12 protein-coding genes are annotated in these 14,872 nt (G+C 66.4%); 7 read left to right on the top strand and 5 right to left on the bottom strand.

The annotated features are described in order from the left end of the window. Positions 1-8 precede the first annotated feature (8 nt). Complete coding sequence (locus OHQ90_RS35500; protein WP_328405118.1) at positions 9-1,223, bottom strand: ketosynthase chain-length factor; 1,215 nt, start codon at positions 1,221-1,223, stop codon at positions 9-11. Next, entirely contained in the window at positions 1,220-2,488 is a 1,269-nt protein-coding gene (locus tag OHQ90_RS35495; protein ID WP_328405116.1) for a beta-ketoacyl-[acyl-carrier-protein] synthase family protein, read from the bottom strand. Before OHQ90_RS35495 ends, OHQ90_RS35500 begins: the two co-directional genes overlap by 4 nt. Positions 2,489-2,701: 213 nt before the next feature. On the opposite strand from OHQ90_RS35495, the gene accD reads away from it, so the two are divergent. From accD to OHQ90_RS35480, 3 genes are all read left to right on the top strand, one after another. Then, positions 2,702-4,387, top strand: coding sequence for an acetyl-CoA carboxylase, carboxyltransferase subunit beta (accD, locus tag OHQ90_RS35490; RefSeq protein ID WP_328413327.1), 1,686 nt, complete (start codon positions 2,702-2,704; stop codon positions 4,385-4,387). Positions 4,388-4,403: 16 nt separating this feature from the next. Next, the gene (accC, locus tag OHQ90_RS35485) at positions 4,404-5,759 is read left to right on the top strand and encodes an acetyl-CoA carboxylase biotin carboxylase subunit (protein ID WP_328405114.1); all 1,356 of its coding nucleotides are present in this window, start codon (positions 4,404-4,406) and stop codon (positions 5,757-5,759) included. 110 nt (positions 5,760-5,869) lie between these two features. Continuing rightward, entirely contained in the window at positions 5,870-6,463 is a 594-nt protein-coding gene (locus OHQ90_RS35480; RefSeq protein ID WP_328405112.1) for a DUF4291 domain-containing protein, read from the top strand. Positions 6,464-6,565: 102 nt separating this feature from the next. Here the strand turns inward: OHQ90_RS35480 and OHQ90_RS35475 are convergent, their stop codons facing one another. Further along, entirely contained in the window at positions 6,566-6,766 is a 201-nt protein-coding gene (locus OHQ90_RS35475) for a hypothetical protein (protein ID WP_328405110.1), read from the bottom strand. Positions 6,767-6,980: 214 nt separating this feature from the next. Between OHQ90_RS35475 and OHQ90_RS35470 the strand changes: the two genes are divergently transcribed. Next, the gene (locus OHQ90_RS35470) at positions 6,981-8,147 is read left to right on the top strand and encodes an alpha-hydroxy-acid oxidizing protein (protein ID WP_328405108.1); all 1,167 of its coding nucleotides are present in this window, start codon (positions 6,981-6,983) and stop codon (positions 8,145-8,147) included. On the opposite strand, the gene OHQ90_RS35465 is transcribed toward OHQ90_RS35470, so the two are convergent. After that, the gene (locus OHQ90_RS35465) at positions 8,137-8,772 is read right to left on the bottom strand and encodes a TetR/AcrR family transcriptional regulator (protein ID WP_328405106.1); all 636 of its coding nucleotides are present in this window, start codon (positions 8,770-8,772) and stop codon (positions 8,137-8,139) included. The two genes, OHQ90_RS35470 and OHQ90_RS35465, sit on opposite strands and share 11 nt — an antisense overlap. A gap of 26 nt (positions 8,773-8,798) precedes the next feature. Then, entirely contained in the window at positions 8,799-10,604 is a 1,806-nt protein-coding gene (gene ctaD, locus OHQ90_RS35460; RefSeq protein ID WP_328405104.1) for an aa3-type cytochrome oxidase subunit I, read from the bottom strand. Between the two features lie 149 nt (positions 10,605-10,753). Between ctaD and OHQ90_RS35455 the strand changes: the two genes are divergently transcribed. The 3 genes from OHQ90_RS35455 to OHQ90_RS35445 all read left to right on the top strand — a co-directional run bounded on the left by OHQ90_RS35455 (position 10,754) and on the right by OHQ90_RS35445 (position 14,862). Next, the gene (locus tag OHQ90_RS35455) at positions 10,754-11,584 is read left to right on the top strand and encodes a mycofactocin-coupled SDR family oxidoreductase (RefSeq protein ID WP_328405102.1); all 831 of its coding nucleotides are present in this window, start codon (positions 10,754-10,756) and stop codon (positions 11,582-11,584) included. Positions 11,585-11,721: 137 nt separating this feature from the next. After that, on the top strand, positions 11,722-12,711 hold the full coding sequence (locus OHQ90_RS35450; RefSeq protein WP_328399578.1) for an IS481 family transposase: 990 nt from the start codon (positions 11,722-11,724) through the stop codon (positions 12,709-12,711). Between the two features lie 159 nt (positions 12,712-12,870). Further along, positions 12,871-14,862 (top strand): bifunctional copper resistance protein CopD/cytochrome c oxidase assembly protein, encoded by a 1,992-nt coding sequence (locus tag OHQ90_RS35445; RefSeq protein ID WP_328405100.1) that lies wholly within the window; start codon positions 12,871-12,873, stop codon positions 14,860-14,862. The last annotated feature ends 10 nt before the right edge of the window (positions 14,863-14,872 follow it).

Below are 14,872 nucleotides of genomic sequence, written 5' to 3'. Positions count from 1 at the left end.
GCTGCGGATTAGACGGACACGGTGCGTACGACGACCGCGGAGTTGAAACCCCAACGGCCGCGGGCAAGAACGAGGGCCGCACCGACATCGGCGCGCCGTGCGGCACCGAGCACCAGATCGATCCGGTAGTCCTCGGCGAGTTCGGTGGTGTGGGCGGTCGGTGGGATCACCGCGTCGCGCATCGACAGCAGCGCGGTCACGATGTCGAGCGGGCCGGCACCGGAAAACAGCCGGCCTGTCAGTGGTTTGGTGGCGGTCACCGGTACGCCGTTCGCCCCGAAGATCGCCTCGATCGCGGCGGCCTCGTCGCGGTCGCGATCGGGAAGCCCGGAGGCGTCGGCGAATACGACGTCGATCTCGTCGGGTCGCAGCCCCGCGTCCGCGAGTGCCAGCTCAGCCGCACGGCGTAGACCCGAGGGGCGCTGCGAGCCCGGTGGCGGGTCGAAAGTGGAGGCGTACCCGGCGATCTCGCCGTGTACCTTGGGCACACCGCGCGCTCGCGCGGCCGCGGCATCCTCCAGCACGAGCATCGCGCCGCCCTCACCGGGCACGTAACCCGTGGCGGCGACATCGAAGGGCAGGTACGCACGCGACGGTTCGGAAGCCGTGCTGACCGCGCCGCTGGAGACATGCGAAGCCCAACCCCACGGGTCGAGCGCCGAATCGACGCCGCCGGTCACCACCAGGGGGGTGCCGCGTCGCACCGTGCGCCGTGCGTGCCCGACCGCGTCCAAGCCGCCCGCCTGCTCGGCGACCAGCGCACTACTCGGACCGCGCATGCCGTGCCGGATCGAGATCTGGCCGGTGTTCACCGCATAGAACCAGGCGAAGGATTCGTACACGCTCACGTGCTGCGAACCGAGCGACCACAATTTGTTGAACTCGCGGTGGGTGAATTCGAAACCGCCGGAGGCGTTTCCGGTCACCACCCCCATGTCGTAGTCGGTGAGTGCCGCGGTGTCCACCTTCGCGTCGTCCAACGCCCACTGCGCCGCGACCAGAGCCATTCTGGTCGACACATCGGTCTGTGGGAGCAGTCGACTCGGCAGGTGCTCGGCCGCCTCGAAATCGGCGACCTGCCCGGCCAATCGTGCCGTGGCAGCACTCGTGTCGAACCGGGTGAGCGGCGCGATCCCGCCGCGACCTTCCAGGACCGCGTCCCAGAACCGCTCCGGGCCGAGGCCGTTCGGGGCGATGACGCCCATTCCCGTCACCAGAGTCATGCCGCCGCACCCTTCGGGTGGCGCAGCACCATGGCGCTCTGGAATCCGCCGAACCCGCTGCCGACGGTGAGCACGGTGTCCATCCGATGATCGCGCGCGACCAGCGGCACATAGTCCAGGTCGCATTCCGGATCGGGTTCGTGCAGATTCGCCGTCGGCGGCACCACCTGGTACTCGAGGGCCAGAAGCGAGGCCGCGATCTCGACCGACCCGATCGCGCCGAGCGAGTGGCCGACCATCGACTTGATCGAACTCATCGGGGTCTCGTACGCATGCGCGCCGAGGCTGCGCTTCACCGCTGCTGTTTCGTGCCGGTCGTTCTGCCTGGTACCGGAGCCGTGCGCATTGATGTAATCGACCTCGGTCGGGTCGATCTGCGATTCGTCGAGCGCCACCCGGATCGCCTCGGCCATTTCCCGGCCATCGGCCTTCAGCCCCGTCATGTGGTAGGCGTTGCATCGAGTCGCGTAGCCGGAGATCTCCGCGTAGATGTGCGCGCCGCGGGCGCGGGCGCTCTCGTACTCTTCCAGCACGAACATCGCCGCGCCCTCGGCGAGCACGAACCCGTTGCGGGAGTTGTCGAAGGGGCGCGAGGCCACTTCGGGCTCGTCATTGCGGGAGGTGGTCGCCTTGATCGCGTCGAAACAGGCCACCACGATCGGAGTGATCGGGGTGTCGGACGCACCTGCGAGCATGACCTCTGCCGAGCCCTCACGGATCAACTGCACCGCGTGCCCGACCGAGTCGAGACCGGAGGTGCAGCCATTGGAGACCATCGCGACCGGACCCTCGGCGCCCACGCTCCAGGCCACCTCCGCGGGCATCACGCTCGGGATCATGTAGTCGAACATGTGCGGCGACAGGTAGTTCTGGTCGACCAGCCAGTTCCGCCCGGAATCCGACAGCACCAGGTATTCCTGTTCCAGGCTGGTTGCCGCGGCCACCGCGCTGCCGAGGCTGACGCCGAGGCGGTGCGGGTCGAGCGAGCCGATATCCAGCCCGCTGTCGGCCACAGCCTCCCGCGCACACACGACAGCGAATTGGACGGCGCGGTCCATCCGCCGAATCTCTCGGGGCGACAGACCCTCCAGCACCGGATCGAAGTCTGCTTCGCCTGCTACTCGGGATCGGTAGGGCGAGGCGTCGAAGAACGAAATCCGGCGGGTGGCGGTGCGGCCCGAGGACAGCAGTTTCCAGAACTCGTCCTTGCCGGATCCGCCCGGCGCGCGAACGCCGAGTCCGGTGACGACAACACGGCGGGTCATCTCGCACCACCGGTGACGAAGGTGTGCATAGCTGTATCTCCCTTCACGCCGACGAGGTTCTCGCCATTCCAGCGTTGATCGGCACCAAGCATCCGATGGCGCCCTCGAACCTCACTCGAGCCCGCGAGTCCAGTTGTTCTCTAGTGGGCGCGCGGAAGCTGTGGGGAGTAGTCACGTGGCCGGCGTTATCGAGCACAGGAGAAACGCGTGAAGATGTCAGCAGACAGCCGTAACGGCGCTGCGGAGTGGATGCTCTGCCCCGGCTGCCGGATTCCGGTGTACGGCAAACGATTCGCCCGCGACCTCGGCGTCTGCGCCGAATGCGGCAAGCACACCCCGATCACCGCGCAACAGCGCATCGGGCAACTCGCCGACGGCGGCCGCTTCGAAACGTTCGCCGTTGCGTCGACCGACGACGATCCGCTCGACTTCACCGACACCAAGCCCTACCGGGACCGGCTCGCCGCGGCGCGGGCCCGCACCGGGATGTCGGACGGGGTGCTCTGCGCTTTCGCGACGATCGAGGACAACCCGGTGATCATCGCGGCCATGGACTTTCGGTTCCTCGGCGGCAGCCTGGGCACCGCGGTCGGTGAGATGATCACCGAGGCCGCGGAAACCGCTCTCGCCGAACGCATTCCGCTGCTGATTGTTACCGCATCCGGCGGCGCGAGGATGCAGGAGGGCGCGCTGTCGCTGATGCAGATGGCCAAGACCAGCGCCGCACTCGAGCAACTCGATCGTGCCGGCATTCTGACCATCACCCTGATCACCGACCCGACCTACGGCGGCGTCGCAGCCTCCTTCGCAACGTTGTCCGACGTTCTCATCGCCGAGCCGGGCGCGCGGCTCGGATTCGCCGGGCGGCGGGTGATCGAGCAGACGATCCGGCAGGAAATGCCCGCCGAGTTCCAGACCGCGGAATTCCTGCTCGCGCGCGGACTCATCGACATGATCGTGCCGAGATCGGGACTGCGACAGGCGCTCGGCTCGCTGCTGCGCATCGTGACGCCGGTGGCCGCTGCCGCTGGGCCCGCTCTTTCCGATCCGGGCACCATCGCCGATCCCGGCCTCGTTTCCGAAACCGATCCCTGGGCCCAGGTGCGCAGGGCGCGCAAGCCGAGCCGACCGACCGCGCTCGACTACTTCGCGCTCGCCTTCGAGGGGTTTCTGGAATTGCGCGGCGACCGGATCTCCGGTGATTGCGCCGCGGTCGTCGGTGGTCCGGCTTGGTTGGATGATCAGCCGGTCATGGTGATCGGGCAGCAAAAGGGTCACGAGCCGAAGGAGTTGATGGCCCGCAACTTCGGCATGCCGACCCCCGCGGGCTACCGCAAGTCGGCGCGGCTCATGCGTCTCGCCGAGAAACTGGGGCTGCCGGTGATCACCTTGATCGATACACCGGGCGCGTACCCGGGCGCGACCGCGGAGGAGCAAGGGCAGGCGATCGTCATCGCCGAGAACATCCGCCTGATGTCCGCGTTGCAGGTGCCCGTGATCAGCGTGGTCATCGGCGAGGGCGGCAGCGGTGGCGCGCTGGCGCTCGGTGTTGCCAACCGGGTGCTGATGTTCGCCAACGGCACCTATTCGGTGATCAGTCCGGAGGGGTGTGCGGCGATCGTGTGGAACGATCCCGCCGCCGCGCCGAATGCCGCTGCAGCACTGTGCCTTACGGCCCGTGACCTGCTGCGGCTCGGTGTCGTCGACGCGGTGCTGCCCGAACCCGGCGACGATGTGGGCGGTGCGCCGCTGGCGGCCGCGAACCAGTTGCACCGCGCTCTCGTGGCGAACCTGCGCGAGCTGAGCGGCCGTAGCGGCGAGGACATCGCGGCCGAACGGCGGGCGCGCTTCCGCCGCTTCGGCGCGCGGCGGCAGGCCCAGGTCCGGTCGGTGGCGTAGGGGATCGGGAGCCGTCATGTTCGACAAGGTCTTGATTGCCAATCGGGGCGAAATCGCGTTGCGGGTTGCGCGTACCTGCCGAGAAATGGGCGTGCGCACGGTGGCCGTACATTCGGTCGCCGACCGCGATTCGGCGGTGGTCCGCCTCGCCGATGAAGCAGTGCAGATCGGTCCCGCCGCCGCGAAACGCAGCTACCTCAATGCCGCGGCCGTGCTGACCGCCGCCGAGCTGACCGGCGCGGATGCGATCCATCCCGGGTACGGATTCCTTTCGGAGTCACCAGATTTCGCTGATGCCTGCCGTGCGGCGGGCATCACGCTCATCGGCCCGCCCGCCGATGTGATGGCGCAGCTCGGTGACAAGCAGTCCGCGCGCACGCTGATGGCGAAGGCCGGGCTGCCGTTGTTGCCCGGCAGCCTCGACCCGCTCGAACTCGACGCGGCCCACGCACTTGCCGATCGGATCGGCTACCCGGTGATCATCAAGGCGGCCGCGGGCGGCGGCGGCCGCGGTATGCAGGTGGTCGGTGACAGTTCGGTGTTCCGGCGCGCCTTCCAAGAGACGCGTGCAACCGCACGAATGTTGTTCGGAGACAGCAGGGTTTACCTCGAGCGGTATCTGGAGGGCGCCAGACACGTCGAGGTCCAGGTGTTGTGCGACGGGCACGGAGCGGGCGTCCACCTCGGTGAGCGCGATTGCTCGGTGCAGCGCCGCCATCAGAAACTCATCGAGGAGTCACCGGCACCGCGGCTGCCCGACGGGCTGGCTGCGCGCATGGGCCGCGCGGCCGTCGACGGTGTATTGGAGGCGGGCTACGTCGGCGCGGGCACCGTGGAGTTCCTGGTGGACAGGGCGGGAAATTTCTACTTCATGGAGGTGAATTGCCGCATCCAAGTGGAACATCCGGTCACCGAGATGGTGACCGGCATCGACCTGATCGCCGAGCAGATCAGGATTGCCGCCGGTGCGCCGCTCGGGTACACCCAGGACCAGATCTCGGTTCGCGGCGCGGCCATCGAATGCCGTATCAACGCCGAGAACCCGGCCGCCGAATTCGCACCCGCCCCAGGACTGGTGTCCGAGTTCACCCCTCCCGGCGGACCTTTCGTCCGGGTGGACTCGCACGTGCAGGCCGGCTACCAGATACCGCCGCACTACGACTCGCTGCTGGCCAAAGTCATCGTGTGGGCGCCCGACCGCGCCCGCGCCATCGCACGCATGCAACGAGCACTCGCCGAATTCCGGATATCCGGTGCCCGCGTAGAGACAACACGAGACTTCTTGCGTGAGGTCCTCGACCACCCTCGAATGCGCTCGGCTACCCATTCCACCGCGCTCGTGGACGAACTTCTCGGGAAGCAGGACGGTTGAGCCACGCTATCGGCATGCTCGCCCGCCGGCCCGACGTTTGCCGCATGGTTTAGGTGCTATCGACCAAAAATAGATTGCTGTCGGCGCGAGCTGCTGTCATGGTGAATCGCATGAAGGGATATGGGATTCGAGCCGACTACGACCGCGACACCATTGTCGTGTATCAGGCCTACCAGCCGGGGATCGGTAAGCCCGCGGTGGCCAACGGCCGGTTCGTCGAGCCGTTTTCGCGGCAGCGGATGACATGGATCAAGCCGTCGTTCTTGTGGATGATGGCCAGGAGCAATTGGGGCCGTAAGCCCGGTCAGGAAATGGTTCTCGCCGTGCGGATCACCCGCAGCGGGTGGGAAGAGGCGCTCGGTTCGGCGGAGCTCACCCACGCGGACAAGCGGGTATACCGCAGCACCGACGAGTGGCGCGCGCGTCTTCGCCGGGCACTCGTCCATGTGCAGTGGGATCCGGAAAGGACGTTGCGTGGCGCAACATTGGATGCCCGCGCCATCCAGGTGGGGATCAGCCGCCACCTCGTCGATCGCTACGTCGACGACTGGACGGTGCAGATCGAGGACTTCACCCCCACGGTCCGAAAGATCCACAGCCTCCTCCAGGGCGGCCACGAGCACCGTGCCAAAGATCTTCTCCCCGAAGAGCGGGACTACCCGGTTGCCCCAGAGCTGGCCCGCCGCTTGGGAATCGACATCTGACGTACTGCGATGGCGCCGCCCGAACTCTCCGGTCGGGGTACGTGCCGCCGCGGGCACGGTGGCGAGGAGTTCCTCGAGGTCGCGCTCGGTTTATCGGATCGGCTACCACTCGCCCAGGGTCGCGGGGTCCGCCAGCGCACCTTCGGCGGTGCGGAGGCGGTCGGTGACGGCGGTGAGTAGGTCCATGGACTCCTCGGAGAGACCCAGCGCATGGCGCATCAGGCGACGCAGCGGGAGGCTGGCGATCTGGCGAACCAGAGCGGAGTCGTGGTCACTGTGTCTGTCGAGGTAGTCGGGATCCACGGCGTAGTACTCACAATCTGTTTTCAGTTCCGGACACCACCTTGGATGGCCGGTCGGCCTGCGAAACTGTGAGGCAACGCACAGTCTCCTTCGCTGTGCCGTCGTCGAATGGTTCGCGACTACTCCGGCCTTGATGATGGACAGTAGCGTCTAATATTCGGCGAGGGAGGCTCGACCCTCCTATCGTCCAGCCGACCGACGGAAAGGCGCAACGATGGCGTTCGCCGATTATCAGAACGAGATCTATTTCGGCGCGCTGGGCGGGCATCCGCCCGAGTTCCCTGCCGACTACGCCACCCTGGAGGCCAAGGCCGCCGCCGCGCTGCCGGATTCGCTGCATTCCTACATCGCGGGTGGTGCGGGCGACGAGCTGACCCAGCGCCGCAATGTGGATGCCTTCGCGGACTGGGGCCTGGTGCCGCGCATGCTGGTCGGCGCGACCGAGCGCGATCTGTCGGTCACCGCGTGGGGAATAACGTTCCCGAGCCCGATCTTCATGGCCCCCGTCGGCGTGATCGGGCTGGTCGGCGACAAGCACGGCGACATCGCGGTTGCCGAGGCCGCCGCGAAAACCGGTGTGCCCGCAGTGTTTTCCACCCTGATGGAGGACCCGCTGGAAGAGGTCGTGACGCACGCCGGTGCGACGCCCAGCTTCTTCCAGCTCTACACGCCCAAGAATCGCGACCTCGCCGCGAGCCTGGTGAGCCGGGCCGAGGCGGCCGGATACCGCGGCATCACGGTCACCCTGGACACCTGGATTCCCGGCTGGCGACCGCGTGACCTCGCGACGGGCAACTTCCCACAGCTGCGCGGGCATGTCCTGAAGAACTACACCTCCGATCCGGTATTCCAGAAGATGGTGGGGTCCGACGACCCGCAAACCATCATCCTGAACTGGATTCAAACCTTCGGTAACCCGCTGTCCTGGTCGGATCTGGCGTGGCTACGGTCCTTGACCGATTTGCCGATCGTGCTCAAGGGCATCTCGCACCCCGACGACGCCCGCCGCGCCATCGACGGCGGCATCGACGGCATCTACTGCTCGAATCACGGTGGGCGGCAGGCGAATGGCGGCCTCAGCGCGCTGGAGACGCTGCCCGCGGTCGTGGCGGCCTGCGATGACCGGGTGCCCGTGCTTTTCGACTCCGGCGTGCGGTCGGGCTCCGACGTGGTCAAGGCGCTCGGGCTCGGCGCGACGATGGTCGGCATCGGTCGCCCGTACGTCTATGGCCTTGCGCTGGCCGGGGTGCCCGGTCTGGTCCACGTGCTGCGGATGATCCTGGCGGAAGCGGATCTGCTGATGGCGGTGAACGGTTATCCGGATCTGGCGGCGGTCCGGGACAACATTCGGGCGACGACGAACGGTCGGGCTACTCGCTGACGGTCGTCAGGCTCGTCAGGAATCGGGTCAGCACCTCGGTGACGGCCGCCAGGTCGAGGCGCGAGTCACCGGTGCTCCACTGGTGTACGAGGGCGTTCAGTGCGCCGACGAACCCAGTTGCCGCCGCGCGGTAGCCGCCCGGCGGGACAAAGTCCGGTCCGAGGGTGCGTGTGCACTGATCGGCGAAGAACGTCATCCATGCGTCGCGCTGGTCGAGGCGGTGTTGCTCGACCCGTTCGCTGACGCCGACAATCTCGATTTGTGAGATCCGCGCCCGGCGCGGGTCACGCCCGAGCGATTCGGCATAGGCGCGCACGGCGGCCTGTGCCCAGCCGACGCCGTCACCGGGTTCGGTCAGGTCCACTGCCTCGGCCACAGCCTGCCTCGCCTCCTCCTGGATCATGTCGAAGACGGCGAGCAGTAGTTCCTCACGGTTGTGGAAGTGCTCGTAGAACTGGCTGCGTGCCAGGCCGGCGGCCCGGCACAGCGCGGTGATCGAGCTGTCCTGGTACCCGCTCTCACCGAACAACTCGAGCCCCGCGGCAAGGAACTGCGCCCGTCGCTGGGCCCTGCGGTCTGCAACAGGTCGCCCGTCGTACATGCGGGAGGAGTCGGGTGCTGTCACGGCACGACCCTAGCGAGCGTGGCCGGCTACGGCGCGGAGCTGTCCGGCGCGCGAGTTTCCGGGGGCTGGGCATCGGGTTCACCGTCGGTGGCGAGCGCCGTCCGCGTCTCTTCGCGCAGCTCAGTGGCATGTTGTCCGGCGGAGCCCCAGCCGCTGTATGCCTCGGCCCGCATTCGCTCGACCATGTGTGGGTAGTGCAATTCGAACGCGGGACGCTCCGACCGGATACGCGGCAGCTCGTAGAAGTTGTGCCGCGGCGGCGGGCAGGTCGTCGCCCACTCCAGCGAATTGCCATAGCCCCACGGATCGTCCACCGTGACCACTTCGCCGTAGCGGAAGCTCTTGAAGACGTTCCAGACGAACGGGAGCATCGAAGCGCCGAGGATGAACGAGCCGATGGTCGAGATCGTGTTCAGCGCGGTGAAGCCATCACTGGGCAGGTAGTCCGCATAGCGACGTGGCATGCCCTCGGCGCCCAGCCAGTGCTGCACCAGGAACGTGGTGTGGAACCCGATCAGCGTGGTCCAGAAATGCCACTTGGCCAACCGCTCGTCGAGCATCCGTCCGGTCATCTTGGGGAACCAGAAGTAGATGCCCGCGAAGGTCGCGAAAACGATGGTGCCGAAGAGCACGTAGTGGAAGTGCGCGACCACGAAATAGCTGTCGGTGACATGGAAGTCGATAGGCGGAGAGGCCAGGACGACGCCGGAAAGCCCACCGAACAGGAACGTGACGAGGAATCCGACGGAGAACAGCATCGGTGACTCGAAGGTGAGTTGACCGCGCCACATGGTGCCGATCCAGTTGAAGAACTTCACCCCGGTCGGAACCGCGATCAGGAAGGTCATCATCGAAAAGAACGGCAGCAGCACGGCGCCGGTCGCGTACATGTGGTGGGCCCACACCGCCATCGACAGCGCGGCGATCGACAGCGTCGCGTACACCAGCGTGCTGTATCCGAACAGCGGTTTGCGGCTGAACACCGGGAAGATTTCGGTGACGATCCCGAAGAACGGCAGCGCGACAATGTACACCTCGGGATGGCCGAAGAACCAGAACAAATGCTGCCACAAGAGGACTCCGCCGGTGGCCGTGTCGTAGATGTGCCCGCCGAGATGCCGGTCGAACGCCAGTGCCATCAGCGCCGCGGTCAGAATCGGAAAGGCGAGCAGCGCAAGCACACTGGTGACAAGAATGTTCCAGGTGAAGATCGGCATCCGGAACATGGTCATGCCGGGGGCACGCAGACAGACGACGGTGGTGATCATGTTGACGCCACCGAGAATGGTGCCGAGACCGGAGACGGCCAGACCCATGATCCACAGATCCGCACCGGCGCCGGGCGCGTGCTCGAAGGTGCTCAGCGGGGTATAGCCGGTCCATCCGAAATCGGCAGGGCCACCCGGGGTGAGGAACCCCGCGGTCGCCATGGTCGCACCGAACAGGTATAGCCAGTAGCTGAATGCGTTCAGCCGGGGAAACGCGACGTCCGGAGCCCCGATCTGCAATGGCAGCACGGCATTGGCGAAACCGAACACGATCGGGGTGGCATAGAAGAGCAGCATGATGGTGCCGTGCATGGTGAACAGCTGGTTGAACTGCTCCGGCGAGAGGAACTGCATGCCGGGCCGCGCCAGCTCACCGCGCATCAGCAGGGCGATCAAGCCGCCGATGAAGAAGAAGGTCATCGCGGTGGTCAAGTACATGACCCCGAGCACCTTCGGATCGGTGGTGGTGATCATTTTCCAGATGTAGGAGCCCTTCGGTCCCACACGCTGCGGATACGGTCGAACAGCTTGTATTCGAGTAGTAGTACTCACGGCCGTCGCCACCTTCCCAACCGCCGACCAGCCTGTGTCCGGATTATGCGCCTTTTCGATCTCCGAAATGGGCGCTTTCCGCCATTGGTGCCCGGGGGCCGATTCGATCGTGCGAGGATGGGTGGGCCTTACCGGGCCATGCGCGGATAGGGGGTAGAACCATGGGGAATCTCGACGAAAAAGTAGCTGTGATCACCGGCGGAGCGCGGGGCCAAGGTCGCGCCCATGCCGTGGCGCTCGCCGCCGCGGGCGCAGATATCGTGATATGCGATATCGCCGGACCGATCGCCACCGTGCCCTATCCGCTGAGTTCCGACGCCGATCTCGCCGAGACCGCCGAGTTGGTGGCCGAAGCAGGCGGCCGCTGTCTGGCGATCAAGGCCGACGTGCGCAGTGGGCCCGAGATGAATGCGGTGGCCGAGCAGGCCGTCGACGAGTTCGGGCGCATCGATATCCTCGTCGCCAACGCCGGCATCTCGTCCAATTCGCCCGTCGCGGAGATGGACGAGCAGACCTGGCAGGACATGATCGACGTCAACCTCACCGGCGTTTTCCACAGTTTCCGCGCCGTGGTGCCGTACATGATCGAACGCCGAGGGGGCCGAATCGTGGCGACCTCCTCCATTGTCGGCCGGATGGGGGTCAAGGGCGCGGGCCACTACGCCGCGGCCAAATGGGCGGTGCTGGGTCTGGTCAAATCGTTGTCGCTGGAAGTGGCCGAGCACGGGATCACCGTCAACGCGGTACTACCCTCCGGCGTGGACACCGACATGATCCAGAACCCCGCCATGTGGCGACACCTGATGCCGGACATCGAAAATCCGACCCGCGAAGACGCCATGAAGATGTTCAACTCCGGCCCACCGAACGGCGACCTGATCGATCCCGCCGAAGTCGCCGAGGCGGTGCTGCTGCTGGTTTCCGATCACGGCCGCCACTTCAACGGCGAAGCGGTGACCATCTCCGGCGGAATGAGCGCGAGCCTCCCCTGATTTCTCCGACCCTGGGTGTGATGTGCGCTAGCTGTACTGACCATGGACGTTGGTGACGGCGTGGCGAGCTGACATGGCGAAGACCTCCGAGTGAAGTGCGAGCTGTCTAGGAACGCATTCACCTGTCGGAGGTCTTCGTGTCTCACCGTAATGCCCCGCTCACGGAGTTGGGCCGGTTGCGTCTTGCTCGTTGTGTCGTCGATGAAGGTTGGCCGCTCCGCCGGGCGGCCGAACGGTTCCAGGTCTCGGCCACCACCGCGTCGAGGTGGGCGGGTCGCTATCGCCTGCAGGGCCCGGCGGGCATGGTCGATCGGTCCTCGCGACCACATCACAGCCCGCGCCGGACACCGACTCGCACCGAACGCCGCATCATCAAAGTTCGTGTGCTGCGCCGATGGGGACCGGCCCGCATCGCCTACCTACTGGGCTTGCATCCCTCGACGGTGCACCGGGTCCTGACCCGCTACCGGCTGGCACGGCTGCGCTGGCTCGACCGCGCCACCAGCCAACCGGTACGCCGCTATGAACACGATGCCCCGGGCGATCTGATCCACATCGACGTCAAGAAACTCGGCAAGATCCCCGACGGCGGTGGCTGGCGCAAGCTCGGCCGTTCCGCTGGCAACCGAAATTCCCAGGCGCACAAGCTAACCAGGGTCAACAATGTTCACGGCAACCCGATGCACGGCTACCACTACCTGCACACTGCCCTCGATGATCATTCCCGGCTGGCCTATACCGAACTCCTCGGTGACGAGCGCAAGGAAACCGCCGCCGCGTTCTGGGCACGCGCCAACGCCTGGTTCACCGCCAACGGCATCATCACCCGAAAGGTGTTGACCGACAACGGGTCCTGCTACCGATCCCGCACCTTCGCCGAGGCCCTAGGGCCGGTGGTCCACAAACGCACCCGTCCCTACCGGCCCCAAACCAACGGCAAGGTCGAACGCTTCCACCGCACCCTGGCCGACGAGTGGGCCTATGCGCGGCTCTACCGCAGCGATGTTGAACGATGCGCAGCCTTCACCACCTGGCTCCACACCTACAATCACCACCGCGGCCACACCGCACTCGCAGGCCACCCGCCCGCTAGCCGCGTTACTAACCTCTCAGGTCAGTACAGCTAGCTCGCCCGGTCGTAGCGCCACCTGACCCGATTCGACGACGTCGACCTGTGACGCTCGTCCCATCGAGCCGATTTCCCGTGGGCCTCGGGAACTTTCGCGTGAGTTCACCCGACGGCTGGACGAGGGCCGGTTTCCCACGCAGGACATTCAAAGGGATTGGTGGACGACAACGTGCAGGTGCAGCGCTCGGCAGTCCACGTCCTCTGGTGTGCGGCGGTGCTCGTTTCGCTGGTACTCATTGTCGGATCGGTTCTCGGCGCGGGTGAGATGCCCTATCGAGAAGCGGGCACCGCCTACCCGGGCATCGGGGATGTGCTCGGGTATGTGGTGCTTCGGGTGGTGGCCGCGCTCGCGGGCGCGGCCACGCTCGGATCCCTGGTGTACGCGGTGTGCTGCACCGCCGTCACGGCGCGCGGCCGGGTCGATATCGATGGGTACGCCGGAGTCCGGGTCGCCGAGCGGGCGGCCGCGGTGTGGTTGGTGTCGGCGTTGCTGCTGGTCCCGGTCACTGCGAGCAATGCGGCAGGTTTATCGACAGCGGCGATGTTTCGACTCGGCGCGCTCGGTGCGCTGATCGATGCGAGCGAGAAACCGAAGGCGTGGATCGTCGTCGCGGTGTTCGCCGGTGTCTTGACCCTCGCCACTCGGCTGACATTGTCTTGGGTCGGGTTGGCGGCATGGACCGGGTCGGCGGCGATCGCCGTGCTGCCACCGATGCTGGTCGGCAATGCCGGGGAAGGACCTGATCACGACTATGCCACCGCCGCGATGATCATCTTCCAGATCGCGGTGTCGATACTGCCCGGCCTGGCCTGGTGCGTGGCGGCGCAGGTGCGGCGCAACGGATCTCACGTCGTGATCGCGGTGCGGCGCTGTGTGACGATCGCCCGGCTGTGTCTGGCGGCGGCGGTCTCGAGTGGGCTGGTGCTCGCTGCCGTGCTGTTGCCCTGGTCAGCGGTACCTGCATCCGGATACGGGCGGCTCGCGATGGTGGCGGTTGTCCTTGCGATCGGTGTCGCAGTGACGGTGCGGCGGATCGCGGCGATGTCGAGTTGCGGCGCTTTCTCGGCATCCGCACGTGCCCGGATCGCGCTCCTGATCGGCTGTGTCGCAGCACTTTCCGCGGTCGCGCTGACGACGATAGTGGCGATGGCGGTCCAGCCCGCGCCCGCCTTCGCCGATCGGACGTTCACCGCCCAAGAGGTGTTCATCGGCTTCGACCTGGCGCATCAGCCCGATGCGATCCGGCTGATGACGGTATGGCGCTTCGATATCGTGCTCGGGACTGCGGCCGCCGTCAGTGTCGTCCTGTATGCGGCGGGGGTGTTACGGCTGCGCCGACGAGGTGACAGCTGGTCGCGGTGGCGTGCGACATCCTGGGTGAGTGGCTGTGCGGTCCTGCTGATTTCGACATCGTCGGGTATCGGCAGCTACGGCTATGCCATGTTCAGCGTGCACATGGTCACGCACATGGCGTTGAACATGTTCGTGCCCGTGCTCCTGGTGCTCGGGGCCCCGGTGACGCTGCTGTTGCGCGCGGTGCCCGCCGCTGGACGCGACGAGGTCCCCGGTGTGCGCGAATGGGTGCTGCGGATTCTGCATTCCCGGCCGACCGCGGTCATCGCCCACCCGGGCACGGCGATCGCCGCGTTCGTCGTCTCGCTCTACGGTCTGTATTTCACACCGCTGCTGGAGAATCTGATCCGATACCACTGGGGTCACGTCCTGATGAACGTGCACTTCCTGATCATCGGCTACCTCTTCTACTGGGGCATCATCGGCATCGACCCCGGCCCGCGCAGGCTGCCGCACCTGGGCAGACTCGGCATGTTGTTCGCGATCATGCCCTTCCACGCCTTCTTCGGCGTCGCAGTGATGTCGATGAACACCGTGATCGGCGCCCGCTTCTACGACCAGCTCGACCTGCCGTGGCATACCGACCTCCTGTCGGATCAACGGGTCGGCGGCGGAATTGCCTGGGTATCGGGCGAAGTCCCGATCCTGCTGGTAGTCGGCGCACTCCTGTCCCAATGGGTAGCCCAGGACCGCCGCACTGCCGTGCGCACCGACCGCAAGGACGACATCTACGCCGACTCCGACCTCGCCGCGTACAACGCCATGCTCGAGCAGTTGGCCGCCACCCGCCGCTGACCGGAAGTCG

The sequence above is a fragment of the Nocardia sp. NBC_00403 genome, from assembly GCF_036046055.1.
In the GTDB taxonomy this organism is placed as follows: Bacteria; Actinomycetota; Actinomycetes; order Mycobacteriales; family Mycobacteriaceae; genus Nocardia.
The sequence above is the reverse complement of the archived record's forward strand: the minus strand, read 5'-3'. Positions and strand labels throughout refer to the sequence as shown.

Excerpts from the sequence above, each read along its gene's own strand:
- OHQ90_RS35500 (WP_328405118.1), bottom strand. The coding sequence starts at position 1,223 with ATGACTCTGGTGACGGGAATGGGCGTCATCGCCCCGAACGGCCTCGGC.
- OHQ90_RS35495 (WP_328405116.1), bottom strand. The coding sequence starts at position 2,488 with ATGACCCGCCGTGTTGTCGTCACCGGACTCGGCGTTCGCGCGCCGGGC.
- accD (WP_328413327.1), top strand. The coding sequence starts at position 2,702 with ATGTCAGCAGACAGCCGTAACGGCGCTGCGGAGTGGATGCTCTGCCCC.
- accC (WP_328405114.1), top strand. The coding sequence starts at position 4,404 with ATGTTCGACAAGGTCTTGATTGCCAATCGGGGCGAAATCGCGTTGCGG.
- OHQ90_RS35480 (WP_328405112.1), top strand. The coding sequence starts at position 5,870 with ATGAAGGGATATGGGATTCGAGCCGACTACGACCGCGACACCATTGTC.
- OHQ90_RS35470 (WP_328405108.1), top strand. The coding sequence starts at position 6,981 with ATGGCGTTCGCCGATTATCAGAACGAGATCTATTTCGGCGCGCTGGGC.
- OHQ90_RS35455 (WP_328405102.1), top strand. The coding sequence starts at position 10,754 with ATGGGGAATCTCGACGAAAAAGTAGCTGTGATCACCGGCGGAGCGCGG.